Genomic DNA, 23,556 nt, shown 5'->3' with positions numbered 1-23,556 from the left:
CGGCAGGTGTTCCGTACGGGGTGAGTGAACTCCTCCCGTCGCTCGTTCCCGGAATGCGGCCGGGGCGGGCGGCGGGAGGTTCTGCCGTGTGTCGGCTCGGGTGTGTCGGTCGGCGGGTCGGCGGGCGGGGGCGGGCTGTGCGGTCAGGGGGTGTCCGGGGTGCCGGGGGCCTCCAGGCGGTCGAGTTCGGCGGCCAGGTTGGCACGGGCGGGGCCGTCGAAGCGGTCGCGGGCGGCCGGGGTGCGGTACAGCGCGGGCAGCGCCAGCAGTTGCCGCAGGACCGCCGCCCGTCCGGCCCGGAAGTCCGGCTCGGGGACGAAGGCGTACTCCGCGCGGACCGCCGCCGCGTAGTCCGCGTACTGCTCCGGGGTACCGCCGAGCACGGCGAGGTCCGCGTCGCACAGCACCTCGGCGTCGCGGTCGCCGGGCTCGGGGTGGTGGGTGACGGTGAGCCGGACCAGCCGGGCGACCTCGGCGACCCGCTCCGCGGTGAGCCCGGCCTCGGTGAGCGCCAGGACGGCGAGGGCGGCGCTGCGCTCCTCGTTCTCCGAGCGGTCCGGCCGGTAGACGGCGTCGTGGAACCAGGCGGCGAGGCGGACGGCGTCCGGGTCGGCCGCGTGCGCGGCGAGGGCGTCCACGTGGGCGAGCACCGCCCGCAGGTGGTCGGTGGTGTGGTAGCGGCGCTGCGGTTCGGCCCAACGGCGCAGCAGCTCGCGGCCGGACGGCTCGGGGTCGGCGCTCGCACCGCAGCGGCGGAGCAGGGCGCTCCAGGCGTCGAGGAGGTCGGCGGGGATCGCGGCGGTGTTGGTGGCCTCGGTGGGGTCGGTGGCCTCGGTGGTCGCGGTGAGGTCGGTGGGGTCTTCGGGGTCTTCCGCGGGCGGTTGCGGGGTGGGGCGTTCGGTGGTGGGCATGGGCACATTCTGGCGAGCGGTCGGGTGGGGGCGGGTGCCGGTCGGTGGTTCCTGTGGACGTCATATGCCGGTCGGCGATATATTGCTCGTATGACAGAACGCTCCATGCAGGAGCCGACGCTGCTTCTGCTCACTGCGCTCGCCGATGCCCCCAGACACGGCTACGCGCTCATCCAGGAAATCTCCGTCATCTCCGGCGGTCGCGTGAAGATGCGCACCGGCACCCTCTACGGCGCCCTCGACCGGCTGCTCCAGCAGGAGCTGATCCGGGTCGACAGCGAGGAGGTCGTCGACGGCCGTGCCCGCCGCACCTACGCGCTCACCGACACCGGGCGGGACGCCCTCGCCGGGGAGACGCAGCGCCTGCGCGCCGTCGTCGGCGAGGCCGAGCGGCGGCTCGCACTGCCCACCGTCCGACTGAAGGCCACAGGGGGTCTCGCATGACCGGTCGTACCGAAGCCGTCCCCCTCGGGAAGGGCGACCCGGCCTCCGGTGTCGAGGTCGGCGTCGGTGTCGGCGTCGGCTTCGGGGTTGGGGGCGGGGGCGTCGGTATCGGTGGTGTCGGGGCCGGGGTTGCCGGTGTCGGCGGCGCCGGATTCGGGGCCGGGGCGGGTGGCGAAGGGCCGGACGGAGGGCTGAGCCCGCTGCTGCGGACCGTGCTCTGGGCGTTCCCCGCCGACTACCGGCGCGAGCGCGGCGACGAGCTCGCGGCCGTGCTGATGGACGCCACCGCCGGTGCGAGCAGGCGGGACCTGGCGGCCGAGGTGATCGACACCGTGCGTTACGGCCTGCGCGTGCGGTTCGGCCTGATCTCGCGCTCGCCCGTCGGCCGACTGCTCGCCCGGTCCGCCCCGCTGGCGGCCGGCGGCGTGGCCGGACTCGCGGCCTACCCCTGGCTCTCCGAACCCCGGAGCAACCTCAAGATGTTCGCCGAGGCCCCGGCCGCGTACATCGGCGTGCTCTTCTACGTGATCGTCTTCTGCCAGATCGTGCTGCCCCTGCTGCTGGCCGCGTCCGTCATGCTCGGGCGCTGGGTGGTGGCCCGGCCGATCGCCGCACTGATCGCGTTCGGTGGGATCCTCCCCGCCGCCCAGGCCCTGTGGCGCGACCTCGGCACCTTCAACGTGTGTGTGGCCGCCGTCGACGGCCTGCCGTTCCTCCTGTCGGGCCTGCTCGTGCTGGCGGCGCCCCGCGAGATGCTCGCCGAGCCGAGCTGGCGGATGCGGAGTGCCGTGCTCGCGGCGGGTGTGGGCGGCGTCCTGCTCGCCGCGATTCAGGGCGGCTACGGCAGCGTGCCGTCGGACGTCCGGCCGGCCGCGGGGATGCTGCTCCTGCCGCTGTTCGTCCTGCTCGCCGCGACCCCGGGATGGTCCAGGCCGGCCGCGGTCGCGCTGGCGGTCCTGCCGCTCACCGCGCCCTACGCCGTGCTGGGGTTCTGGGGCGGGCGGCTCTCCGGGGAGACGCTCACGACGCTGACGTTGGCTGCGTGCCTCGTCCTGCTGCTGACGGTGACCGGCCGGATCGGCGGCAAGCTGCCGCCCGAGCTGACCGGGGGCGGCGCGCTCCGGTGACGGTGCGGCGGCCGGGCTGCTGGGTGACCGGGCGGCCGGGCGGTCGGGCCGGTGGTCAGGCGGTCAGGTGGTCGGCCCGATCGCATGCAGGGGGGTCGCCGGGAGGTGGGTCCGTATGGCAAATTGGTCTACATGTCTAGACCAATCTTCGAAGTCATCGCGCTGACCGCCCAGGACGCCCAGGCCGCCGAGTCGGGCGGCGCCGACCGCCTCGAACTGGTCACGGACATGGCCGCCGACGGACTCACCCCGTCCGTCGAGGACTTCGCCAAGATCCGCGCCGCCGTGGACCTCCCGCTGCGCGTCATGCTGCGCATCCGGGACGGCTTCGCGCCCGGCGACCTGGACGACCTGCGCGCCCGTGCCACCGCACTGCGCGCCGAGGGGGCGGACGAGTTCGTCCTCGGCTTCCTCGGCGGCGACGGCCTGGTCGACCTGGCCGCGACCGAGGCGGTGGCGGAGGCCGTGGCCGGTTGCCGCTGGACCTTCCACCGGGCGATCGACCACAGCGCCGACCGCGCCGCGGTCCGGGCCGCCGTCGGAGCCCTTCCCGGCCTGGACACCTTCCTGACCTCCGGGGCGGCCGGTGGCGTGGATGCGGGCCGGGACACCCTGGTCGCCGAACTCGCCCGGGCCGGCGAGCCCGGCTACGGCCAGCAGATCCTGATCGGCGGCGGCCTGCGTGCCGAGCACCTGCCGAGCCTGCGGGCCGCCGGGTTCGACGCGTTCCACGTCGGCGGCGCGGTGCGCGTCGACGGGTGGACGTCACCGGTGGACGCGTCGAAGGTCGCGCACTGGCGGTCGTTGATCGACGGCTGACAGGCGGCGGACGACGGTTGGCCGGTGACGGCTGACGGCTGACGGATAGCGGTTGGCGGCTGACGTTCAACATATAACGGTCGACGGATGGCGGATGACAGATGATGAAATCTGTCATCCGCCATCCGTTGTTCGTCGGCCGTCATCCGCCGTCCGTCATCGGTCATCGGTCGTCCGGCGTCGGCCATCGGTCAGCCGCCGTCCGCCCTCCGTCCTCCGTCCTCCGTCAACCCGCTGCCGTCACCCCAAGCTCCTCCGGCAGCGGTGCCGAGTGCAGCACCGCCAGCCCCGAGACCGCACGGGTGAGCGCCACGTACAGCCGTCGCAGGCCGGTCCGCTCGTCGGGCTCGCCGGCCACCACGGCGGCGGGCTCGTCCAGCACCACGTAGTCGTACTCCAGACCCTTGGCCAGCGAGGCCGGCACCAGGGTCAGCCGGGCCTCGGCGCTGGTCTCCGTCCCCGGTGAGAGGTGTGGGAGCCCGGCTGCGCCGAGCGCCTCGGCGAGCAGCGGGATGCGGTCGTCGGCGGCGATCAGGCCGGTCGAGCCCTCGCGTTCCAGGGCCCGCCGGCAGGCGTCGACCACGGCCGCCACCAGTTCGTCCGTCTCCTCGACACGGGTAACGCTCAGCGAGCCGGGCGCCTCGCGGACGGAACCGGCCGGGGCGAGCCCCGGGGCGATGGACGGCAGCAGCCGCGAGGCGTACGAGATGACCTCCTCGGGCACCCGGAAGCCCTTGGTGAGCTCCTCGATGTGGGCGGCCGGCTTGCCGAGGTGGTGCAGGGCCTCGGGCCAGCTGGCGGTGGCCCACGGCGTGGTGCCCTGGGCGAGGTCGCCGAGGACGGTGGCGGAGCCGGTGGTGCAGCGGCGGCCGACCGCGCGGTACTGCATGGGCGAGAGGTCCTGGGCCTCGTCGAGCACGACGTGGCCGAGCGAGGCGGTGCGCTGTACGAGGTCGGTGGCCTCGTCGACCAGGACGGCGTCGGCGGGCGTCCAGCGGGCGGTCTTCACCGAGCGGCCGGGCTTGGGCCAGAGCACGGCGTGCTGCTCGTCCTCGGTCAGGACGCCGTCGGCGCACTCGGCGAGGAAGGCGGGTTCGGAGAGCAGGCGCAGGACCAGCTTGGCGGGGTCGACCTGCGGCCAGCACTCCTTGACCACGGCCTTGACCGCGGTGTTGCGGGCGACGGCGTCCTGCACCCGGTCGTCGGGGGCCTCGCCGCCCTGCTCCATCTTCAGCAGGACGGCGTGCGCGATCCGCTGCGGCAGGGCCTCCCGGGCGGCGCCGTAGCGGATGTCACGGCCCTTCAGCTCCTCGATGATCTCGACGAGTTCGTACACCGGGACGCGCCAGCGGCGGGAGCCGCGGACGACCACGCAGGGTTCGGTCGGCAGGGTGATGCCGGAGCGGACGGCGCGGCGGAGCACCTCGGCCATCCGCGGGTCGCCCTTGAGCCGTGCGGCTTCGGGGGTGTCCTCGCCGCGGACCTCGACGTGTGCGACGAGCTGCTGGACGGTCGCCTGGGCGACGTCGAGCTCGCCGAGTGCGGGCAGCACCTGCTCGATGTACGAGAGGAAGGCGTTGTTGGGGCCGATGACCAGGGTGCCGGTGCGGGCCAGGCGCTCGCGGTGCGCGTAGAGCAGGTACGCGACGCGGTGGAGTCCGACGGCGGTCTTCCCGGTGCCGGGGGCGCCCTGGACGCAGATGGTGCCCGTGATGTCGGCGCGGACGATCTCGTCCTGTTCGGGCTGGATGGTGGCGACGATGTCGCGCATCGGGCCGACGCGGGGCTTCTCGATCTCGGCGGCGAGCAGGGCGGAGCCGGTCTCCGCCTCGGCGGGGTCGGTGAGGTGCTCGTCCTCGTAGGCGGTCAGTTCGCCGCCGGTGTAGCCGAAGCGGCGGCGGCGTTCGACGTCCATCGGCTCGGTGCGGGAGGCCCGGTAGAAGGGCTGGGCGACGGGCGCGCGCCAGTCGATCACCATGGGGTCGCCGTCGCCGTCGTGGACGTGCCGGCGCCCGATGTAGAAGCTCTCCCCGCCGCTGCCCTCCGACAGTTCCTCGCTGATCGCGTGCAGGTAGTCGAGCCGGCCGAAGAACAGCGGGGTGTGCGAGAGGTCGGCGAGGGCGGCGATCCGGGCCTCGATCTGGTTCCGGAGGACGAGGGCGGTGACCCAGCTGCCGGTCACGTTGCGGATGTCCAGCGACTGGACGTCCTCGCGCATCGCTCTCAGCGCGTTCCGGGAGGCGGCCAGGTGGTCGCGTTCGCGCTGGAGGGGGTCGGTGGTGGAGGTGGCGGGCACAGCGAACCTTCCCGGCCGGCCACTGGACGGGCGCGGCGGATCGTAGGAGCTCACGGTGGAATCGGCCGACCGGTTGCCGTGCGGTCGGCGCCTCCCCCGGCTGCCTGCGCGGATCTCAGCAGGTACCACGGTGCGGGAGGGGGCAGACGGAAGATCCTAATGCCACCGGGCCGCGGGTTCCAGCCCGGTCCCGGGTCCGGGGTCCCGGGGCCTCGGGGTCCTCCGTACACCTGGAGGACGACCTGCGTCCTGTCGGACACGGCCTTTGGGGTGATGTGCTCGGCGCGCCGGGAACCTACCGTTGAAGACATGAGCACCGTACCGATGACGGCGCCCCGGGCAGCGGCCGAGGCCCCCCGGGTGCCGAACCGTGAGTCCATCCCCGACCGACCCGCCGGTGCGACGGCCGCCACCGGGCCGGGTCGGCGTCGCCACAACCCCCTGACGACGGCCGTCCGCAACCTCGGGATCGCCCTCGACACCGCCGCGCGCGTGGTCTTCCTCGGGCGCGACGGCGTCAGGTACTGACGGCGTCACCCACCGGCACCCACCAGCGCCCACCGGACCTGCCGGCGGGCGCCGACCGACGGGTACGCACCCGCCGGCCGGTCCGCAGGACGCCTACAGCACGTCGTCCGCGTCGATGATGCGGTAGGCGTAGCCCTGCTCGGCGAGGAAGCGCTGCCGGTGGGCGGCGAAGTCCTGGTCGACGGTGTCGCGGGCCACCACCGAGTAGAAGTGGGCCGCGTGCCCGTCGGCCTTGGGCCGCAGGACCCGGCCGAGGCGCTGGGCCTCCTCCTGGCGGGAGCCGAAGGTGCCGGAGACCTGGATGGCGACGGTCGCCTCGGGCAGGTCGATGGAGAAGTTGGCGACCTTGGACACCACCAGCACGCCGATCTCCTTGGACCGGAACGCCTCGAACAGCTTCTCCCGCTGGGCGTTGCTGGTCTCGCCCTTGATCACGGGCGCGTCGAGCACCTCGCCGAGTTCGTCGAGCTGGTCGATGTACTGGCCGATGATCAGGGTCTGGTCGTTCTCGTGCTTCTTGACCAGGGCCTCGACGACCCGCCGCTTGGTGGCGGTGGTGGCGCAGAAGCGGTAGCGCTCCTCGGGCTCGGCGGTGGCGTACGCGAGGCGCTCGGAGTCGGTGAGGGTGACCCGGACCTCGCAGCAGTCGGCGGGGGCGATGTACCCCTGGGCCTCGATCTCCTTCCACGGGGCGTCGAAGCGCTTGGGGCCGATGAGGGAGAACACGTCGCCCTCGCGGCCGTCCTCGCGGACCAGGGTGGCGGTCAGCCCGAGCCGGCGGCGGGCCTGGAGGTCCGCGGTGAACTTGAAGACCGGCGCCGGCAGCAGGTGCACCTCGTCGTACACGACCAGGCCCCAGTTGCGGGCGTCGAACAGCTCCAGGTGCGGGTAGACGCCCTTCCGCCGGGTGGTCATCACCTGGTACGTGGCGATGGTGACCGGGCGGATCTCCTTCCTGGTGCCGCTGTACTCGCCGATCTCGTCCTCGGTGAGCGAGGTGCGCTTGACCAGTTCGTGCTTCCACTGGCGCGCGGAGACGGTGTTGGTGACCAGGATGAGCGTGGTCGACTTGGCCTCGGCCATCGCGGCGGCCCCGACCAGGGTCTTGCCGGCGCCGCACGGCAGCACGACGACGCCCGAGCCGCCGTGCCAGAAGCCCTCGACGGCCTGGGCCTGGTACGGGCGCAGCTGCCAGCCGTCCTGCTCCAGGTGGATGGGGTGCGCCTCGCCGTCGACGTACCCGGCGAAGTCCTCGGCGGGCCAGCCGAGTTTGAGCAGGACCTGCTTGATCTGGCCGCGCTCGGACGGGTGGACGACCACGGTGTCGGGGTCGACCCGGGCACCGACCAGCGGGACGATCTTCTTGGAGCGCAGCACCTCCTCCAGCACCGGGCGGTCGGTGGTGGTGAGCACCAGGCCGTGGGTGGGGTGCTTGCTGAGCTTGAGCCGGCCGTAGCGGGCCATGGTGTCGGCGACGTCCACGAGCAGGGCGTGCGGCACGGGGTAGCGCGAGAACGTCACCAGGGCGTCGACCACCTGCTCGGCGTCGTGCCCGGCGGCGCGGGCGTTCCACAGGCCGAGCGGGGTGACCCGGTAGGTGTGGACGTGCTCGGGTGCGCGCTCCAGTTCGGCGAACGGGGCGATGGCGCGCCGGCACTCGGCGGCCCGGGGGTGGTCGATCTCCAGGAGAAGCGTTTTGTCGCTCTGGACGATGAGCGGTCCGTCGTTCACGCGGGGATGCCCTCCACTGGCTCGGCTGGTCGCATCGGTTGGACGCAGACCCTCCAGTGTCGCGCATTCTCCGCCGGACGGGGGCGGCGGTCACCGCCGGGGGCATGGCCGGGGGGCGGCTACGTCCACTCCCACACCTTCCCGGTGGACTTGCCGTCGGCGTCCGTCTCGAACTCGAACAGGCCGACGATGCCGTTGAGCTTCTCGAACTGCGGTGAGGCGGTGGAGAAGAACAGCGCGCCGCGGAAGCTGGTGCCGCCCTCCTCGGTGAAGTGGCCGATACCGGTGCCGTGCCAGCTCAAGGTCTGGCCGTCGGCGGTCATGTCGACGCCCTGGCCCTCGCCGTAGAGCGTGCCGTCGGCGCGCAGTTCCGCCTCGTAGGTGCCGAACTCCTTGACCCCGGTCCCGTAGACGCTGCCGCTGCCCTCGAACGAGACCTCCACCAACGGGTGTCCGTCCCCGGTGGCGATGACGCGGCGCCCGGATTCCTGTCCCTGCAGGTCGCCGATGAGTTCGCCGAGCATGATGACTCCTCCGCTCGTCCCACCCCCCTCCCTGTCCGGACTACGCCGCTGCGCCCGGTACGTCAAACCGGGGAACGCGAGTCGGGCGGCAGCGCGCGGCCCGGCAGGGGTGACCGGGAGGGGCCGGACTCGTTGAGCACGGCATGAACAAGTCGAAGCGTGTCCTCACCGCTCTCGCCCTCGCCGGTACGGCCTTCGCCGCGACCGCCTCCTCCGCCGGTTCGGCGCACGCGATCGCCGGGATCGGCGAGGGCGTCGGCGGGCCGCTCGCGGCGCCCGGCTTCCTGCTGGCCGACGTGGTCACCGGCGGCAGCATGCCGGTGGGCCAGGGCGAGATCGGGACGCTGGCCGACCAGGCGGTCAAGCAGAAGATGGAGCAGGCCAAGCAGGGCGGCTGACCGAGGGAGCCCCCGGTCGCGGGGCCCGGCCCTACTCCTCCACCTCCGCCACCCCGGTGATCCGGTGCAGGGCGAAGGTGCGCAACTCGTCCGCGTGGTGGTCGAAGGCGGTGACGAAGCCGCCCTCGACCTTCACCGGGTCGACGACGCGCTGCGAGGCCAGGCCCTCGGCGTTGATGTAGCCGATCCACATCCGCTCGCCGAGCAGGACGGCGGTCTGCAGCGCGGCCAGGGTGTCGGCCGCCGCGGTGCGCGGGAGCCGGCGGGTGTCGACGCCGGCCGGTCCGCTCTGCTGCGGGGTCGCCGCAGGCCCGGCCACGGTCTCCCGGCGGACGGCGGTCGCCGCCCGGTCCCCGGCGCGGACGGCCCGGACGGCGGCGCCCAGCAGGGCGTCGTCGGGGGCCGGCGGCCCGTCCGGGACGGGCACCGGCGCACTGTGCGGCGGGGTGCGGTGGCTGTCGGGCCGGGTGACCAGTACGTCGCCCTCGGCGGACTCGGCGGCCGGCGCGTACCCCATCGCGCGCAGGGTGGAGAGCAGCACGTCCGGTGCGGCCTGCGCGGCGAGCACGGTCGGGGCGAGCAGCCGCAGCCGCAGGTCGACCGAGCGGCGGTCGGCGAGCACCTCGGCGAGCAGTGACGGGTCGTCGCAGCGCAGGTACGAGGAGGCGGCGCCGACCCGCAGCACGCCGTGGCGCCGGGCGACGTCGTCGATCAGGTAGGCCAGCGGCTGCGGGACGGGCGTCCGGGAGTGCTGGTCCAGGAAGGCCCGCAGGTCCGCGGCGGTGCGCCCGGCGTCCAGGGCGCGGCGGACCGACGCGGTGGTGAACCGGTAGACGGTGGCGCCGCCCTTGGACTCGACGTCGGCGCAGAGCGCGAGGGCCTGGGCGAGCGGGGTGAGCAGCGGGCCGGGGGCGATCGCGGTGAGGTCCGGCTGCAGGATCACGTGGTCCAGCGGCTGGGGCAGCAGTGGCTCCAGGACCTCGGCCGGGTCGGCCTCGGCCGTCAGCAGGGCGCGGGCCGGGGCGGCGAGGGCGCCGCGGCCGGTGACGCCGAGTAGTTCGGCCTCGGCGAGCGTCCAGGCGACCAGGTCGTCGCGCAGGTCCCGGCCGTCCGGGCCGGTCGGGCCGCCGCGCAGCGGACGCTCCCAGCGCAGGGTGGGCAGCAGGTCGTCCGCGCCGGCCGGGGTGCCGGGCGGCAGTTCGGCGAGCAGCGCGAGGGTGGCCCGGCGGACCGACGGGGCGAGCGTGCGGTCGAGCTCCGGGCCGAGGGCGGCCCGGGCCTTGCCCTTGCCGTCCGGGGTGCCGGTGAGCGCGGAGACCCGGGTGGCGGCGAGCCAGGCGCCGGCCAGCACCGCCCAGCGCTCGGCGGCGCCGCGCTGCAGCCAGGTGTCGTAGGCGGGGGTGGGGGCCCAGCGTTCGTCGGCCTCGCCGTCCGGCGCCAGCAGACCCGCGGTGAAGGCGAGTTCCAGCCAGAACGCGGCCTGCTGCTCGGTGGTCTCCAGGGCCTGCGCGGCGCGCTTGAGGTCGCGGACGCCGAGGCCGCCGGCCCGCAGGGTGGGCGGCGGCTGCAGGCCCCACAGGTCGAGCAGTTCCTCGACCGTCCGGACGGCGGTGTGTGCCTGGCCGGCGGCGGCGCCGTCCACAGCCTGTGGATCGTGCGGCGCACCGGCGGGCGCCGGTTCGGGTGCGGTCGGCTCGACCGTGCGGTGGGTGCGGCCGCCGCGCAGGTGCAGTGCGACCTCACGGGGCAGCACGACGCTCCCCGGACCGGACGGCAGCAGCAGCCCGCGGGCGATCAGCCACTCGACCGGGCTCCGCGCGTCCTCGGCGGTGACCGGGCGGGTGGCGTCCGGGACGGTGCCGGTGGGCGGCCCCCAGACCAGCCGCTCCAGCAGCCGCCGGGCCGGCTCCGGGGCCGCGGCGAGCAGGGCGTCGCAGCGCACCCGGTCGGTGAACAGGGCGGTGAGCGCGGACACGGCGGTCACCGGGTCGGCGGTGGCGGGCAGGCCCGCCGAGGCCAGCAACTGCTGCAGCCGGGCCGGGGACATGCCCAGTGTGGCGTCGGCCAGGGTCGGGCCCAGACCGGTACGGCCCGGATTCGCCGCGGTCGGGGCCAGCGCCTCCCGTACCGCGATGACCAGGCGCAGGTCGGAGTCCGGCCCCCACAGCAGGGCGCGGTCGCGCAGGGTGGCGAGCGCGCCCGGCAGCGCGGCGGTCACCGCGGCCCGGTCGGCGGCGGTGAGCGGGGTCGCACCCGGATGCGGCTTGACCTTCGCCGGCCCGCACAGCAGGGACTTCACGGTGGCGGGCGAGGTGCCGTCCGGTGCGGCGGCGAGGGCCTCGGCGACCTGCAGGGTGAAGCGGTCCAGGCGCTCCAGGGCGCGCAGTGCGGAGGCGCGCGAGGAGAGCCGGGCGGCGAGCTGGGTGAGGTCGCTCGGCACCGGGTTCAGCAGGTCCGGACGGGACCGCAGCAGGACGGCCAGGGCGTCGTCGGAGCGGCTGCGCAGCTCCTCGGCGAGGGTGCGCGGGGCGGCGGCGGACTTGCCGGAGCCGCGCGCGGCACCCGCTCCCTCGGCGCCGCGGGCGCCGCTCGTGCGTCGGGGGCCCTGCTGTGTGGTCATTCGACCTAGGTTAGTCGGCGGTGGTGACGGTGGTCACCGGTCGCGTGGGCGGGGTCGGGGTGGGTAGCGTCCTGATCGGCGGAGCGGGGCCGGGTACGGCGAGGCGGGGTGTGCGGGCATGGTGGACGGTGAGTGGTGGCGCAAGCGGGGCCCGTGGAGCGGACGGCCGGGAGCCGGGGGCGGTGCTGCGGGGGGCGCGGGTACGCCGGAGACGTCGGGCGCGGGCGCGGGGGACGAGGAGAGCGTGTACGCGCCGACCGAGGCGGGCGCGGGCGCGGGGGCGGCGGCGGACGCCGGGGGTGAGGGTGCGGCGTCCTCGGGTGCGGTTGGCTCGGGTTCGCCGACGGGTCCGGGTTCGCCGACGGGTCCGGCGGGCTCGGGGCCGGGTTCGGCGGACCGGAAACGGACGGGGGCGGCCGGCGCGGAACGGTCCACCGGAGCTGCCCCCGAGGGGGACTCCGGACGTGACGCCGAGCGGGATTCCGGGCGGGACTCCGAGCCGGTGGCAGCGCCGGTGTTCGTGCCGCCGCCGGAGGGTGGCGGCTGGCAGCTGGTCATGACGGACTTCTCGGACGCCCCCCGGCCGGCGACGACGTCGATCCCGGAGCAGCGAGCGGCGGGGGACGAGGGCGGCGCGGGCCGTGCGGACGACGCGGTCGGCGGGTCCGGCGGGTCCGGTGTCTCCGGCGCAGGGGTGCCGGGTCCGGCGTCCGGTGGTCGGAAGTCCGGTCGGGCCCCGAAGGGTGCGGCGAAGGGGAGCGGCGCGGCGAGGTCCGGGAAGCCGCCGCGGCCCGGACTCCTGGCGGGCCGTCGGCCGTCGCCGCTGCTGCTGCTCGCCGCCGGGGTGTTGGCCGGTGGCGCGGTCAGTGGGCTGATGCTGGTGATGCTGGCCGGTTGGGGACTCGGCTACATGTCGCACCGGCTCTCCGACCTGATGCGGAAGTTCGCGGTGCTCGGCATCCCGCTGGGTGCGCTGGGCGCGACCACGGCCTGGTTCTGGGGCCGGGCCGAGGGCCGCTGGGGCGAGCCGCTGCAGCCGGGGCAGCAGGTGGGCCCCGAGGTGTGGGCGGCGGTGCCGGGGGTGCTGCGGGCGGCGGCGGTGCTGTCGGCGCTGTTCCTGCTGGTGGTGACGATGCGGCGGCGCGGGGAGGCGGCGGCCGGGTAGGACCGGGCGGGTGCCGGACGCCGCCCTCCCCGTGCCGCGCACTACGACCGGTCGGCCGCGCGGTAGGTGCAGACGAGTACGCCCGTGGGGCTGGTGACCGAGGCGGCCAGTTCGAGGGTGTGCAGGCCGCCGTCCTCGGGGAAGATCGACTTACCGCCGCCGACCAGTACCGGCATGATCATCAGTCGGAGTTCGTCGACCAGGCCCTCGGCGATCAGGGTGCGCACCAGGCTGGGGCTGCCCATCACCAGCAGGCTGCCGCCCTCGGCGCCGCGCAGTTCGCGGATCCGGCCGATCGCCCCGGCGCCGGGGATCAGCGTGGTGTTGTTCCAGGTGAGGTCGGCCTCGCCGAGCGTGTCGGACACGACGTACTTGGGGATCGCGTTCATCCGGTCGGCGAACGGGTCGCCGGCCCGCTCCGGCCAGGCCGCCGCCATGTTCTGCCAGGTGCGCCGCCCGTACAGCAGCGCGTCCGCCCCGTTCAGGGCCTCGTCGAACGCGCCGCCCACGACCTCCGGGTCGAAGAAGGGGTGCGTCCAACCGCCGTTGACGAAGCCGCCGTCGGTGTCCTCCTCCTTGCCGCCCGGGGCCTGCACGACACCGTCGAGGCTGATGAACTCGCTGATCACGATGCGCATGGCGCTGCTCCTGTCTCCGGCGCTCGGGCGCTCGGGGTGTTCGGGTGTTCTGGTGTTCGGGTTCTTCCGGTGTCCGGGTGTTCCGGCCCGCTGCCGGCCCGAACCCCCTGCGGTGTTCCGGTCCTGCGGTGTTCCGTGTCGTCCGGTGCTGTTGCGTTCCTACGTGAGTGAAGACCGCCGTCCGGCCGCGCACTCATCGGCCCGCCGGAGTGATGTGCGTCACATCGCCCGTGCGGCCGTGCGGGAGGCGAATTCGCGGGCGCCCGGGAGGGTGGCCCGGCTAGGGTGATCGCGTCCCGAGGCGGCCGTCTACCGCCTCTCCTTGGCGCGAACAACGCGCCGGCAACAGGGAGTTGCACATCATGACGCGTACCCTCGTCGCAGACCTCCGCGCCCGCCTCGACGAGACGGTCACCGTCTTCGGCTGGGTGAACACCCTGCGGCTCCAGCGGCGCATGCAGTTCGTCCTCGTCCGTGACCACACCGGGCTGGTGCAGGTCACCCATCCGCGCGGCGGGGAGGGCGACGTCATCGAGGCGGCCTTCGACCGGGTGACGGCCGAGTCGGCGGTGAAGATCACCGGCAAGGTGGTCGCCAACCCCCAGGTGAAACTCGGCGGCCTGGAGATCGTGCCGCAGCGGGTCGAGATCGTCGCGCAGGCCGAACCGAAACTGCCGATCGACGAGCGCACCGGCCTCGACCAGCGCCTGGACTGGCGCTTCCTCGACCTCCGGCGACCCGCCCAGCACCTGGTGTTCGACGTGCAGACCACCGTCGAGCGGGCGATGCGCGAGGTCGCGGCCGGCGAGGGGTTCACTGAGCTGCACACGCCCAAACTCATGGGTACCGCCTCGGAATCGGGCGCAGAGGTGTTCGAGGTCGGCTACTTCGACCGGACCGCCTACCTCGCCCAGTCCCCGCAGTTCTACAAGCAGATGGCGATCGCCGGCGGCATCGACCGGGTCTTCGAGATCGGCCCGGTCTTCCGGGCCGAGCCGTCCTTCACCGCCCGGCACGCCACCGAGTTCACCGGCGTGGACGTCGAGATCGCCTGGATCGACGGGGTCGAGGACGTCATGGCCTTCGAGGAGCGCCTGCTGCGCCGCGTCCTGGCCGCGGTGTCGGAACGCCACGGGCGGGCCGTGGCCGAGCACTTCGGCTCCTCGGTCGTCGTGCCGTCGCTGCCGTTCCCGCGCCTCACCATGGCCGAGGCCGTGGCCCGGCTGCGGGCGCACGGCTGGGACCCGGAGCGGGTGAAGCAGGACCTGGACCCCGAGGGCGAGCGGATGCTGTGCGCGCTGGTCGCGGAGGAGACCGGGCACGAGTTCGTCTTCGTCACCCGCTTCCCGGCCGCCGTCCGCCCGTTCTACCACCTGCGGCCCGAGCGGGACCCGGATGTCACCGAGTCCTTCGACCTGCTGTGGAAGGGCGTCGAGATCACCACTGGCGCCCAGCGCGAGCACCGGTACGAGAGGCTCGTCGCCCAGGCCCGGGAGAAGGGCCTGGACCCCGGACCGCTGGCCGGCTACCTCGACTGCTTCCGCTTCGGCACCCCGCCGCACGGCGGATTCGGTCTCGGACTCGCCCGCCTCCTCATGGTCGCCCTCGGTCTCCCGTCGATCCGTGAAGCCACCTTCCTGTTCCGCGGGCCCCACCGCCTCGAACCCTGAGCCCGAGCCCGAGCCGTCCTGACGGGGCGGGGCGCTTGCGCAGGAAGTCGGCGGGTCCGACTTCCTGCGCGCCGGGGCGGTCGGCGGCGCGGCGCGGCAGGGCCGACCGGTGGGCGTCGGCCGCGGCGCTCAGGCGTCCAGGGCTGCGAACTCCGCGTTGGCGCGTTCGGCGACCAGGGAGAGGACGCGGCCGGCGGCGGCCAGGTCCTCGGCGGGTATCCCGCCCCAGATGCGGGCGCTGACCGGCGCGGTCTCGGCGGCCGCGGCGGCGAGCAGTTCGCGCCCTGCGTCGGTCGGGCGCAGGTGCTCGCCGTCCGCGACGAGGAGGTCCTTGGCGAGGAGTTCGTCGAGGGTGGTGCGGACGGCGTCCGGATCGGCCTTGAGGGTGCTCCGGACCTGGGCGACGACGCCCTCCGGCGTCTGCGGGCTCTCGGCGGTGACCACGGTGCGCAGGGCGATCTGCTGCTGGAAGGTGACGCCGTGCCGGGCGAGGACGAGCTCCAAGACGCCGCGGGCGGCGTAGTGGGCCAGGCCGAGGGCGCGGGCGTCGGCGAGCGGGGCGGTGCCCGTGGCGGCGGTGCTGGTGCTGGTCATGGTGGTGTCCCCTGAGTGCTCTCGTTGTTCGTCACGGATGGAGCGAGAGGTGCGTCGAGCAGGGTCAGCAGTTCGTCGGTCAGCAGGCGCGTCCGCGGGGCGTCCGGGCCGCCGAGCGGTTCCAGCAACTGCTGGTGCAGGTCCTGGACCACCGCGACGGCCTTGCGCGTGACGGCCGCACCCTCCTCGGTGAGGGCGAGCTGTACGGCGCGGGGGTCGCGGGGATCGCGGGTGCGCTCGATCAGTCCGGCCGACTCCAGGGCGCGCGCCAGCTTCGAGACGTACAGCGCCTCCATGCCGGTGTGGTCGGCGAGTCGGCGCTGACTCGGCCGTTCGCCCGTGCGCTGCATGCCGTACAGCGAGGCGACCAGCGAGTACTGCGCGTGGGTGAGGCTCAGCGGCGCCACCGCACGGTCGACCGCGACGCGCCACTTGTTGGCGAGTCGCCACACCAGGAAGCCGGGGGTGGGGCCCGGGGAACCCTTGCTCATGGCAATAGAGTACATGGCTACTATGTCCATGGCTACTGTTCTGGGGGTGCGAGGGGGCGGCCGCAGCGCCCCGGAGGCCGCGGCCGCCCCCGGTGGAGGCCGGACTTCCGTCCGGGTCAGCGGGTGATCAGGTCGAGCGCCTCGTCGAGCACGCCGATCTCCTCCGCGCTGAGCATCGGATTGGCAGCCCGACGGGCCCTGGCCACTGCCAGGTCCTCGGCTGCGACGGCGTCGAGCCGTTCGAGCATCGCGGCGAGGATGACGGGCGCCCGCTCCCGTGCGGCGGGGATGGTCAGGGCGGCCTGCGCGAGGATGAGCGCGGCCATCGCGGCGTCCAGGCCGGGCGGCCCCTCCGCCGCGGTCGCCCAGTCGATCACGATCGGCCCCTGCGGGGTCAGTACGACGTTGTCCGGGTGCAGGTCCAGGTGCAGGATGCGGTGCGAAGGGTCGGCGGCGTGGCGCGCGGGTACCGTCCGCAGCCGTCGCAGCAGTTCGGCCAGCATCGCGCCGGCGTCCTCGGGCGTGATCTCGCCACGGCCCAGGGCCTCCAGCATGGTCGTCCCGGAGAGCCGTTCCATCACCAGGTCGCCCGGTTCCGTCCCCGGCCAGACGGCCGGCACCGGGTAGCCGTGTGCCGCGAGGTGGGCCATGACGGCGACCTCGCCCGACGCGTCCGAACCGTCGCGGTACCGCCGCAGCACCCGGCCGTCGTCCAACGCGAACACGTCCGCGGTCCGGCCCGCCCCCACCAACTCCCCGATGTTCATTCGGCCGAACCTAGCACCGAGTTCGAGGCGCCGAGTTCGGGATGCCGGGGCCGGGGTGCCGAGTCCGGGGCGCCGGGCCGTCGGCGGGGAGACCCCGCCGGGGCCGGCGCCGTTCAGGGCCGGGGACGCCGGGTCAGGCGGACGCGGCGAACCAGGCGCTCCGGTTGCGGCCGCCACCGCCACGGACGAGCCGGGTGAGGTCGGCGGCGGCCTCCGGCCAGTGCGGGTACCGGAAGTCGAACCCGGCCTCCAGCAGCCGTCCCGGGACGACGCGGCGGCTCTTCAGCAGCAGCTCGGTGTCCGAGCGGAGGGCGAACGCGCCGATCTCGGCCATCCAGCGAGTCGCGGGCAGGCCCACCGGGACACCGCCCCAGGCCGTCCGCAGGTTCCGCATGAAGTCGCGGTAGGGCAGCGGGTTCGGGGTGGCGAGGTTCACCAGGCCGGTGATGTCGTCCCGGGCCGCGAGGAGGTCGAGGGCACGGACGAAGTCGCGCTCGTGGATCCACGACACGTACTGGGACCCGCCGGCCACCGGCCCGCCGAGCCCCAGCCGGACCATCCGCAGCAGCGACTCGAAGGCGCCGCCGCGCTCCGGGCCCATCACCATCGCCGTACGGAGCGCCACCTTGCGGGTCTCCGGGGTGTCCGCCTCCGCCTGGACCTGCTCCCAGGCCTCGGCGATCCGGATGCTGTTCGCCCAGTAGCCGGGGACGCCCGGTTCGCTGCCGCCGAGCACGCCGGTCGCCTCGTCGTTCGGGGCGTCGAAGCGGTGGGCGTAGACGGTGGCCGTGCTCATCTGCAGCCAGACGCGCGGCGGCCGGGCGGAGGCGCGGATCGCCTCGCCGACGACGCGGGCGGAGTGCACGCGGGAGTCCATCATCTCCTGGAGGTTCGCCGGCGTGTAGCGGCAGTTGACGCTCCGTCCGGCCAGGTTCACCACCAGGTCGCTGCCGTCGATCTCCTCGGCCCAGGGCCCCAGGGTGCGGCCGTCCCAATGCACCTCGCGCCCCCGGCCCGGCCCCCGCGTCAGCACCACCACCTCGTGCCCCGCCGCACTCCACGCCCGCTCCAGCGCCCGCCCCAGATGCCCGGAACCCCCGGGCAGCACGATCTTCACCGCAATCCCCCCTCGATGCCGTCGATGCGAGTCTAGCCGCAATGTGAACGTGTTCAAAAGTGGGCCGCCCCCACCTCGGCGGGCAGTCCGTGCGGTGCGTCCGGCGGAGGCGGGGCCGTCCTTGAGCATCGGCACGCGGACGACGGTCCACACGGTGTCGGAGTGTTCGAGCACCTCCTCCATCCGGGCCAGGTCGCGGTGGATCTCCCGGTAGACGCGGTCGGCGACCAGCCGGGTCACCACCCGCTGGGCGAAGGGCAGGTGGTCGCTCTCCAGGCCGGCCGACGACATTGCCACCAGGTGTCCGACGCCGCCGGCCCGGGCGGCCGAGACCAGTTCGCGGGCGCCGCCCGAGAAGACGGTGGTGGCGTCCCGGCCGGCGGTGCCGAGGGTGGAGACGACGGCGTCCTGGCCGGTCAGCGGGCCGTGCAGGGCGCCGGGCTGGTGCACGTCGGCGCGGGCGGGGATCGGGGTGCCGTGCTCGAAGGCGGGCAGTCGGGCCGGGTCGCGGACGACGGCGGTGACGGTGTGTCCGGCGGCGAGCGCGAGGTCGACGACCGTCGAGACCTTCGACGCGCTGGCGGGCGAGGCGGGTACCGGCGACCTGTGGGCGGCGGTCCCGGCCGTGACCGGTCTGCTCCGGGCGGCCCGGCCGGCTGACGGGACGCCCGCGGGGCCCGGGCCCGGCCGCCGCCCCGGTCTCCCGCCGTGCGATCAGTGCGGCAGGCGGAGTGCCAGCCCGTCGATCAGGACCTCCAGGCCGTACGCGAACTTGGTCTCGCGGATGCCCACCGGGTCGATGATCGTGGCTTCGGCGTACGCGCCCGCGAGGTGCTCGTGCTCGTTCGCCGCCACCTGTGCGGCGGGCATCAGGCGGGCGATGAAGTCGCCCTCGCTCTCGCCCGAGCGTGCGACCGTGGTCAGCCAGGCCGCCTCGGTGGTGCTCATCCCGATGACGTAGGCCATGACGGTGTCGATCGCCCGGCTCGGCTCGGGGAAGCCCACCGCGGTGAACAGGGCGGCCAGCCGCTCGGCGTACGCCATGAGGTTGGGGCCCAGGTAGGCGAGGCCCGCGTGGCCGAGGACCGCGGACATCCACGGGTGGCGCAGGGCCGTCGCGCGGAAGGAGGCGGCGGCCTCGGTGACGGCGGCGCGCCAGTCCGGGTCGCCGGCCGGCGGGACGCTGATCTCGGCGACCACTTCGTCCACCGCGAGCTCCATCAGCTCGTCCTTGGTGGCGACGTGCCGGTAGAGCGAGGTCGCGCCCGCGTTCAGGCGGGCGGCGAGCTTGCGCATGCTGAGCGCCTCGACGCCGTCGGCGTCCAGCATCGCGATCGCCTCGCGGACGATCGCGTCCCTGCTCAGCGCCGGCTGGTCGGTCTCGCGCTGTTGGCGGGCCCAGACGGACGGGATCGGGTTGGTCTTGGCGGCCACGGGGTCCTCCCTTTCAGTGCGCACACCGTTCGCATCCAGCGTACAGGAGTCGCCTATTGCGCACACTGTTCCTCTCTGCGTACAGTGTGCGCATCGACGGAACAGTGTGCGCAACCGAAAGGAATCGTCATGGAAGACCGCAACCCACGCCGCTGGTGGATCCTGATCGTGCTCTGCCTCAGCTCGCTCGTCCTGGTCGTGGACAGCATGGCGCTGACGGTGGCGGTGCCCTCGATGGCGGCCGAACTCGGTGCGAGCGCCGGCGACATCCAGTGGATCCTGGACTCCTACATCCTCGTCTTCGCCGGGCTCCTGCTCACCTCCGGCAGCCTCGGTGACCGGTACGGGCGCCGCAAGGTGATGATCATCGGCCTGGTGCTCTTCGGGGCCGCCTCACTGGCCGCGAACTTCTGCACCGACCCCGGCGAGGTGATCGCCGCCCGGATCGCGATGGGCGTCGGCGGCGCGCTGATCATGCCCTCCACCCTCTCCATCCTCATCACCGTCTTCGAGGAGGACGAGCGCGGCAAGGCGATGGCGGCCTGGGGCTCGGTCTCCATGCTCGGCCTGGTCGGCAGCCCGGTGCTCGGCGGTGTGCTCATCGACCACTTCTCGTGGCAGTCGATCTTCCTGATCAACGTCCCCGTCGTCGTGCTCGCCGTCATCGCCGGCCTCGTCCTGATGCCCGAGTCCAAGGCCCCCTGGCAGAAGCCCGACCCGCTCGGCGCGGTGCTCTCCGCGACCGGCATGACCGCCCTGATCTGGTGGATCATCGAGATCCCGCAGCACGGTGCCTTCGAGGGCCGCTCGCTCGTCACCCTGGCCGTCGCGGTCGTCGCCCTCGTCGGGTTCGTGGTCTGGGAGAACGTCACCAAGTCGCCGATGGTCCCGCTGGTCCTCTTCAAGCATCGCAACTTCACCGGCGGCTCGGTCTCGCTCGCCCTCGTCCAGATCGGCAACGGCGGCCTGCTGCTCGTCCTCACCCAGTACCTGCAGTTCGTCCTCGGCTGGTCGCCGATCAAGGCCGGCGTCGCGTTCGTCCCGCTGGCCGTCGCCGCCCTGATCGGCAACGGCGCCGGCGCCGGGCTCGCCGCGAAGATCGGCAACCGCCCGCTGGTGCTCGCCGGAATGCTCTCCATGGCCGGCTCGTTCGCCCTCCTCACCACCGTCACCGCCGAGACCGGGTTCGCGGTCCCCGCCACCGCGCTCGCCCTGCTCGGCCTCGGCGCCGGCCTCGCGATGCCGGCCGCGGTCGGCGCCCTGATGGGCACCATCCCGGAGGAGAAGGCGGGCGTCGGCTCCGCGCTGAACGACACCATCCAGCAGGCCGGTACCGCCCTCGGCATCGCCATTCTCGGCTCGCTGCTCTCCAGCGGCTTCGCCGACCGGATGCCCGCCGACACCCCGGCCCAGGCCAAGCAGTCGATCGGCGGCGCCCTGGCCGCGGCGAACGGCGACGCCGGCCTGATCGCCGCCGCCCGGGAGGCCTTCACCTCCTCGATGTCCACCACCTTCACCGTCAGCGCGATCGGCGTCCTCGCCGCCGCGGTCCTGGCCACCCTGGTGATGCGCGACAAGAAGACCGCGCCCGCCGTGGAGGCGGAGCAGGAGGCCGAACTGGCTGCTTGATCCACCTGCTCTGTCGAGAGGCCGGCACCCCCACGGGGGTGCCGGCCTTCGGCGTCGGCCGACGGCACGGAGGCCGAGCTGCACGGGGCAAGCTGTACGCGGGCGGGCCCGCACGGGGCCGGCCCGCGCCGGTCAGGCGCCGAGGAAGTGCTGGAGCTCGGCGAGGACGGCGTTGGCGCCGGTGTACCCGATGCCCTGGAACCAGAGGCGGTCGTCGACCGGGAAGGCGCGGTGGGCGCGGACGGCGGCGAGGGCCTGCCAGGCGGGGCCGGACCGGACGGCGGCGGCGGCGGTGCGGCCGGGGTCGCCCTGGGCGGCGTACAGGAGGAGGTCGCCGTCGGCGGCGGCGAGCTGGTCGGGCGGGACCTCGACGAAGGGCCGGTCGGTGTTCTGGGCGTCGGGCCGGGGGAGCCCGAGGTCGGTGAGCAGGGTGCCGGGGAAGCTCTGCCGCCCGTACAGGTGGATCGCCCCGCCCTCGGTGAAGCGGACCAGGCTGATCCGGCGGCCGTCGGCGTGGACCGCGGACAGCGCCTGGGCGACCTGCGCGACGTGGCGCTGGTAGGAGCCGACGAAGGCGGCGGCCGCGGCCTGGCGGCCGAGTGCCTGGGCGTGCAGCTGGAAGTCGGCCTTCCAACCGGGGCCGGTGCTCTGGGTGAGGACGGTCGGGGCGATCTCGCGCAGCCGGTCGTAGCGGGCGCCGTCGCGTTCCCGGTTGCCGAGGACCAGGTCCGGCCGCAGGGCGCGGATCGCGGCGAGGTGGGGTTCGCCGACGGTGCCGACGGGGGCGATCGGTGCGAGCCGGGAGGCGGGCCAGTACGAGGGGAAGGCCGGGTCGGCGGTGGTGCGGGCGGCGCCGACGGGGGTGATGCCGAGGGTGAGTGCGGAGTCGAGTTCGGCGGTGTCCAGGGTGACGACGCGCAGCGGGGTGCCGGGGACGGTGACCGGGCCCATAGCGGTGCCGACGGTGGTCGCGGGCGCGGCCCCCGGGGCGGTCGCGGAGCCGTCGGCGTCCGCGGTGTCCGGGCCGATGGGCGGCAGGCCGGGCCGGGCGGTGCAGCCGGTGAGGGCGAGGGCCCCGAGGGCGGCGAACAGGGCGCGGCGGGGGATCGGGGGCATCGGCGGTCCTCGGACGGCGGGGCGGGGGCGGGGGCGGCACCGGACTCGAACGGCGCCGGACCCGAACGGCGTCGAACCGCACCGCTCCGCCTCTGCAGGATGACCGGATATGTGCGGAACAGCGTCGATTATGGCGAATTCACGGCCCGCCCCGGCCGATCCCGGCCCGTTCCCGCATCTCGGCGCGCCCGGTCGGCCCGGTCGGCCCGGTGCGGCCCGGGGAGCGCGGAGGGTCGGGGCGTCGGGAATCCCGTTCGGCCGGGACGGGGCCGTTGGATAGCCTGGCGCCATGCCAGCCACCCCGGACACCACCCCGCACACCGCTCGGCTCACCGTCGGCTTCGACCTCGACATGACCCTGCTCGACACCCGCCCCGGCATCCGGGCCACCTACCTGGCGCTCACCGCCGAGACCGGCACCTGGGTGGACGCCGACCTGGTCGTCACCCGGCTCGGTCCGCCGCTGCTGGACGAGCTGCGCAACTGGTTCCCGGCCGAGGGGCTGGAGGCGGTCGCCGACCGCTACCGCGCGCTGTACCGGGACCACGCCTTCGGGCCCACGGTGGCCCTGCCGGGCGCGCACGAGGCGGTGGCGGCGGTCCGGGCCCACGGCGGCCGGGTCGCGGTGATCACCGGCAAGTACGAGCCCAACGCCCGCCTCCACCTGGAGCACGCCGGTCTGCACGCGGACGCGCTGGTCGGCGACCTGTGGGCGGAGACCAAGGGCGACGCGCTGCGCGAGCACGGCGCCGGCATCTACGTCGGCGACCACCTCGGCGACATCCGGGGCGCCCGGCACGCGGGGGCGGTCGCGGTCGGCGTGGCGACCGGCCCGTACTCGGCCGAGGAACTGCTGGCGGCCGGCGCCGACGTGGTGCTGCCGGACCTGACGGCCTTCCCGGCCTGGCTCACCGCGCACCTGGCGGCGGCGGTCAGGCCCTAGGCCCGGGTGCCCGCCGGCCTCAGCCCGCGGCGTTCGCCCGGACCCGGCGGCGCTGGGCGCGGGCGTTCAGCAGCAGGCCGGCCAGGGCGAGCAGGAAGCCCAGCGGCATCATCATGCTCAGCCAGTACGCGGCCGACGGCAGCGGCGTCCGGTTCAGGAAGAGCGGGACGAAGGTGATCAGGGTGGCGAGGGCGCCCAGACCGAAGACGATCGCGCCCGCCTTGACGTAGGCGTCGCCGGGGTCGGTGGTCTGGCTGCTCACGGGGTCGCTCCTGTCTGGCGGGGGCCTGGCCGGGCACCAGTCTGGCAGAGGCGGCGGCCCGGTCGGTCGGGCGTGCGCATCGTCACGTTGCGCAGTTTTCCGGGAGCTGGGAGTTTTGATCCCTGCTGGGCGGGGGTATGCACGCTGTGCCGAGGGGTGCGACAGGTGCGCCCCGCTCTCTGCGACCGGGGGTGTGAGCCTGTGGACAGCGCCGTGCCGCGCCCCGGCCGTACCGAACCCGGTTCGCCCGCGGCCGCCAGAGCCGCGTACGGATCTTTCGCGGAACGCGGATGAGCCGGTGACGGACCGTTAGTCTGCTCTCCACAGCGTGC

General features: G+C 74.4%; 22 protein-coding genes and 1 pseudogene. 9 read left to right on the top strand and 14 right to left on the bottom strand.

What is annotated here, in order from left to right; all coding sequences use genetic code 11:
• Positions 1 to 143: 143 nt before the first annotated feature.
• Positions 144 to 911, bottom strand: a complete 768-nt coding sequence (locus ACWGB8_RS06815) for an HD domain-containing protein (RefSeq protein ID WP_452210957.1) — start codon at positions 909 to 911, stop codon at positions 144 to 146.
• A gap of 90 nt (positions 912 to 1,001) precedes the next feature.
• On the opposite strand from ACWGB8_RS06815, the gene ACWGB8_RS06810 reads away from it, so the two are divergent.
• The 3 genes from ACWGB8_RS06810 to ACWGB8_RS06800 all read left to right on the top strand — a co-directional run bounded on the left by ACWGB8_RS06810 (position 1,002) and on the right by ACWGB8_RS06800 (position 3,301).
• Positions 1,002 to 1,355: a PadR family transcriptional regulator gene (locus ACWGB8_RS06810; protein ID WP_452210955.1), complete on the top strand. Its 354-nt coding sequence runs from the start codon at positions 1,002 to 1,004 to the stop codon at positions 1,353 to 1,355.
• Positions 1,352 to 2,482, top strand: coding sequence for a hypothetical protein (locus ACWGB8_RS06805; RefSeq protein ID WP_452210953.1), 1,131 nt, complete (start codon positions 1,352 to 1,354; stop codon positions 2,480 to 2,482). The genes ACWGB8_RS06810 and ACWGB8_RS06805 overlap by 4 nt, the downstream gene beginning before the upstream one ends.
• 132 nt (positions 2,483 to 2,614) lie before the next feature.
• On the top strand, positions 2,615 to 3,301 hold the full coding sequence (locus ACWGB8_RS06800) for a copper homeostasis protein CutC (protein WP_452210952.1): 687 nt from the start codon (positions 2,615 to 2,617) through the stop codon (positions 3,299 to 3,301).
• 226 nt (positions 3,302 to 3,527) lie between these two features.
• On the opposite strand, the gene ACWGB8_RS06795 is transcribed toward ACWGB8_RS06800, so the two are convergent.
• Positions 3,528 to 5,597: a HelD family protein gene (locus tag ACWGB8_RS06795; RefSeq protein ID WP_452210951.1), complete on the bottom strand. Its 2,070-nt coding sequence runs from the start codon at positions 5,595 to 5,597 to the stop codon at positions 3,528 to 3,530.
• Positions 5,598 to 5,906: 309 nt separating this feature from the next.
• Between ACWGB8_RS06795 and ACWGB8_RS06790 the strand changes: the two genes are divergently transcribed.
• The gene (locus ACWGB8_RS06790; RefSeq protein ID WP_452210950.1) at positions 5,907 to 6,125 is read left to right on the top strand and encodes a hypothetical protein; all 219 of its coding nucleotides are present in this window, start codon (positions 5,907 to 5,909) and stop codon (positions 6,123 to 6,125) included.
• Between the two features lie 93 nt (positions 6,126 to 6,218).
• On the opposite strand, the gene ACWGB8_RS06785 is transcribed toward ACWGB8_RS06790, so the two are convergent.
• Together ACWGB8_RS06785 and ACWGB8_RS06780 are read right to left on the bottom strand one after the other, a co-directional pair.
• Positions 6,219 to 7,856, bottom strand: a complete 1,638-nt coding sequence (locus ACWGB8_RS06785) for a DNA repair helicase XPB (protein WP_452210948.1) — start codon at positions 7,854 to 7,856, stop codon at positions 6,219 to 6,221.
• A gap of 119 nt (positions 7,857 to 7,975) precedes the next feature.
• Entirely contained in the window at positions 7,976 to 8,380 is a 405-nt protein-coding gene (locus tag ACWGB8_RS06780) for a hypothetical protein (RefSeq protein ID WP_452210946.1), read from the bottom strand.
• 143 nt (positions 8,381 to 8,523) lie between these two features.
• On the opposite strand from ACWGB8_RS06780, the gene ACWGB8_RS06775 reads away from it, so the two are divergent.
• On the top strand, positions 8,524 to 8,778 hold the full coding sequence (locus ACWGB8_RS06775) for a hypothetical protein (RefSeq protein ID WP_452210945.1): 255 nt from the start codon (positions 8,524 to 8,526) through the stop codon (positions 8,776 to 8,778).
• A gap of 31 nt (positions 8,779 to 8,809) precedes the next feature.
• Here the strand turns inward: ACWGB8_RS06775 and ACWGB8_RS06770 are convergent, their stop codons facing one another.
• Positions 8,810 to 11,398, bottom strand: a complete 2,589-nt coding sequence (locus ACWGB8_RS06770; protein ID WP_452210943.1) for a helicase C-terminal domain-containing protein — start codon at positions 11,396 to 11,398, stop codon at positions 8,810 to 8,812.
• A gap of 502 nt (positions 11,399 to 11,900) precedes the next feature.
• Here ACWGB8_RS06770 and ACWGB8_RS06765 point away from each other — a divergent pair.
• Positions 11,901 to 12,563, top strand: coding sequence for a hypothetical protein (locus ACWGB8_RS06765; RefSeq protein ID WP_452210942.1), 663 nt, complete (start codon positions 11,901 to 11,903; stop codon positions 12,561 to 12,563).
• Between the two features lie 41 nt (positions 12,564 to 12,604).
• Here ACWGB8_RS06765 and ACWGB8_RS06760 read toward each other — a convergent pair whose 3' ends face one another.
• On the bottom strand, positions 12,605 to 13,201 hold the full coding sequence (locus tag ACWGB8_RS06760; protein ID WP_452210940.1) for a dihydrofolate reductase family protein: 597 nt from the start codon (positions 13,199 to 13,201) through the stop codon (positions 12,605 to 12,607).
• 362 nt (positions 13,202 to 13,563) lie between these two features.
• Between ACWGB8_RS06760 and aspS the strand changes: the two genes are divergently transcribed.
• Positions 13,564 to 14,871 (top strand): aspartate--tRNA(Asn) ligase, encoded by a 1,308-nt coding sequence (gene aspS, locus ACWGB8_RS06755; protein ID WP_452210938.1) that lies wholly within the window; start codon positions 13,564 to 13,566, stop codon positions 14,869 to 14,871.
• A gap of 129 nt (positions 14,872 to 15,000) precedes the next feature.
• On the opposite strand, the gene ACWGB8_RS06750 is transcribed toward aspS, so the two are convergent.
• From ACWGB8_RS06750 to ACWGB8_RS06725, 6 genes and pseudogenes are all read right to left on the bottom strand, one after another.
• Positions 15,001 to 15,465, bottom strand: a complete 465-nt coding sequence (locus ACWGB8_RS06750) for a MarR family transcriptional regulator (RefSeq protein WP_452210937.1) — start codon at positions 15,463 to 15,465, stop codon at positions 15,001 to 15,003.
• Positions 15,462 to 15,956, bottom strand: coding sequence for a MarR family winged helix-turn-helix transcriptional regulator (locus ACWGB8_RS06745; protein ID WP_452210935.1), 495 nt, complete (start codon positions 15,954 to 15,956; stop codon positions 15,462 to 15,464). The genes ACWGB8_RS06750 and ACWGB8_RS06745 overlap by 4 nt, the downstream gene beginning before the upstream one ends.
• 116 nt (positions 15,957 to 16,072) lie before the next feature.
• Positions 16,073 to 16,723, bottom strand: a complete 651-nt coding sequence (locus ACWGB8_RS06740) for a phosphotransferase (RefSeq protein ID WP_452210933.1) — start codon at positions 16,721 to 16,723, stop codon at positions 16,073 to 16,075.
• A gap of 133 nt (positions 16,724 to 16,856) precedes the next feature.
• Positions 16,857 to 17,840 carry an epimerase gene (locus tag ACWGB8_RS06735; RefSeq protein WP_452211022.1) on the bottom strand — a complete coding sequence of 328 codons (984 nt, stop codon included), beginning with the start codon at positions 17,838 to 17,840 and terminating at the stop codon, positions 16,857 to 16,859.
• Positions 17,841 to 17,936: 96 nt separating this feature from the next.
• Positions 17,937 to 18,389: pseudogene (locus tag ACWGB8_RS06730) on the bottom strand (NAD(P)-dependent oxidoreductase); the annotation flags it as partial.
• 165 nt (positions 18,390 to 18,554) lie between these two features.
• A complete protein-coding gene (locus ACWGB8_RS06725) occupies positions 18,555 to 19,274 on the bottom strand; it encodes a TetR/AcrR family transcriptional regulator C-terminal domain-containing protein (protein ID WP_452210932.1) in 720 nt (239 codons plus the stop codon).
• Positions 19,275 to 19,403: 129 nt separating this feature from the next.
• Between ACWGB8_RS06725 and ACWGB8_RS06720 the strand changes: the two genes are divergently transcribed.
• Positions 19,404 to 20,903, top strand: coding sequence for an MFS transporter (locus ACWGB8_RS06720; RefSeq protein WP_452210931.1), 1,500 nt, complete (start codon positions 19,404 to 19,406; stop codon positions 20,901 to 20,903).
• Positions 20,904 to 21,035: 132 nt separating this feature from the next.
• On the opposite strand, the gene ACWGB8_RS06715 is transcribed toward ACWGB8_RS06720, so the two are convergent.
• The gene (locus tag ACWGB8_RS06715; protein WP_452210930.1) at positions 21,036 to 22,019 is read right to left on the bottom strand and encodes an ABC transporter substrate-binding protein; all 984 of its coding nucleotides are present in this window, start codon (positions 22,017 to 22,019) and stop codon (positions 21,036 to 21,038) included.
• 289 nt (positions 22,020 to 22,308) lie between these two features.
• On the opposite strand from ACWGB8_RS06715, the gene ACWGB8_RS06710 reads away from it, so the two are divergent.
• Positions 22,309 to 22,962, top strand: coding sequence for an HAD family hydrolase (locus ACWGB8_RS06710; protein ID WP_452210928.1), 654 nt, complete (start codon positions 22,309 to 22,311; stop codon positions 22,960 to 22,962).
• 19 nt (positions 22,963 to 22,981) lie between these two features.
• On the opposite strand, the gene ACWGB8_RS06705 is transcribed toward ACWGB8_RS06710, so the two are convergent.
• The gene (locus ACWGB8_RS06705; protein ID WP_452210927.1) at positions 22,982 to 23,224 is read right to left on the bottom strand and encodes a hypothetical protein; all 243 of its coding nucleotides are present in this window, start codon (positions 23,222 to 23,224) and stop codon (positions 22,982 to 22,984) included.
• Between the last annotated feature and the right edge of the window lie 332 nt (positions 23,225 to 23,556).

Source organism: Kitasatospora sp. NPDC054939 (genome assembly GCF_053610105.1).
The sequence above is the reverse complement of the archived record's forward strand: the minus strand, read 5'-3'. Positions and strand labels throughout refer to the sequence as shown.

Coding starts and splice junctions, on each gene's coding strand:
- ACWGB8_RS06815 (WP_452210957.1), bottom strand. CDS start 911: ATGCCCACCACCGAACGCCCCACCCCGCAACCGCCCGCGGAAGACCCC.
- ACWGB8_RS06810 (WP_452210955.1), top strand. CDS start 1,002: ATGACAGAACGCTCCATGCAGGAGCCGACGCTGCTTCTGCTCACTGCG.
- ACWGB8_RS06805 (WP_452210953.1), top strand. CDS start 1,352: ATGACCGGTCGTACCGAAGCCGTCCCCCTCGGGAAGGGCGACCCGGCC.
- ACWGB8_RS06800 (WP_452210952.1), top strand. CDS start 2,615: ATGTCTAGACCAATCTTCGAAGTCATCGCGCTGACCGCCCAGGACGCC.
- ACWGB8_RS06790 (WP_452210950.1), top strand. CDS start 5,907: ATGAGCACCGTACCGATGACGGCGCCCCGGGCAGCGGCCGAGGCCCCC.
- ACWGB8_RS06780 (WP_452210946.1), bottom strand. CDS start 8,380: ATGCTCGGCGAACTCATCGGCGACCTGCAGGGACAGGAATCCGGGCGC.
- ACWGB8_RS06775 (WP_452210945.1), top strand. CDS start 8,524: ATGAACAAGTCGAAGCGTGTCCTCACCGCTCTCGCCCTCGCCGGTACG.
- ACWGB8_RS06770 (WP_452210943.1), bottom strand. CDS start 11,398: ATGACCACACAGCAGGGCCCCCGACGCACGAGCGGCGCCCGCGGCGCC.
- ACWGB8_RS06760 (WP_452210940.1), bottom strand. CDS start 13,201: ATGCGCATCGTGATCAGCGAGTTCATCAGCCTCGACGGTGTCGTGCAG.
- aspS (WP_452210938.1), top strand. CDS start 13,564: ATGACGCGTACCCTCGTCGCAGACCTCCGCGCCCGCCTCGACGAGACG.
- ACWGB8_RS06750 (WP_452210937.1), bottom strand. CDS start 15,465: ATGACCAGCACCAGCACCGCCGCCACGGGCACCGCCCCGCTCGCCGAC.
- ACWGB8_RS06745 (WP_452210935.1), bottom strand. CDS start 15,956: ATGAGCAAGGGTTCCCCGGGCCCCACCCCCGGCTTCCTGGTGTGGCGA.
- ACWGB8_RS06740 (WP_452210933.1), bottom strand. CDS start 16,723: ATGAACATCGGGGAGTTGGTGGGGGCGGGCCGGACCGCGGACGTGTTC.
- ACWGB8_RS06720 (WP_452210931.1), top strand. CDS start 19,404: ATGGAAGACCGCAACCCACGCCGCTGGTGGATCCTGATCGTGCTCTGC.
- ACWGB8_RS06715 (WP_452210930.1), bottom strand. CDS start 22,019: ATGCCCCCGATCCCCCGCCGCGCCCTGTTCGCCGCCCTCGGGGCCCTC.
- ACWGB8_RS06710 (WP_452210928.1), top strand. CDS start 22,309: ATGCCAGCCACCCCGGACACCACCCCGCACACCGCTCGGCTCACCGTC.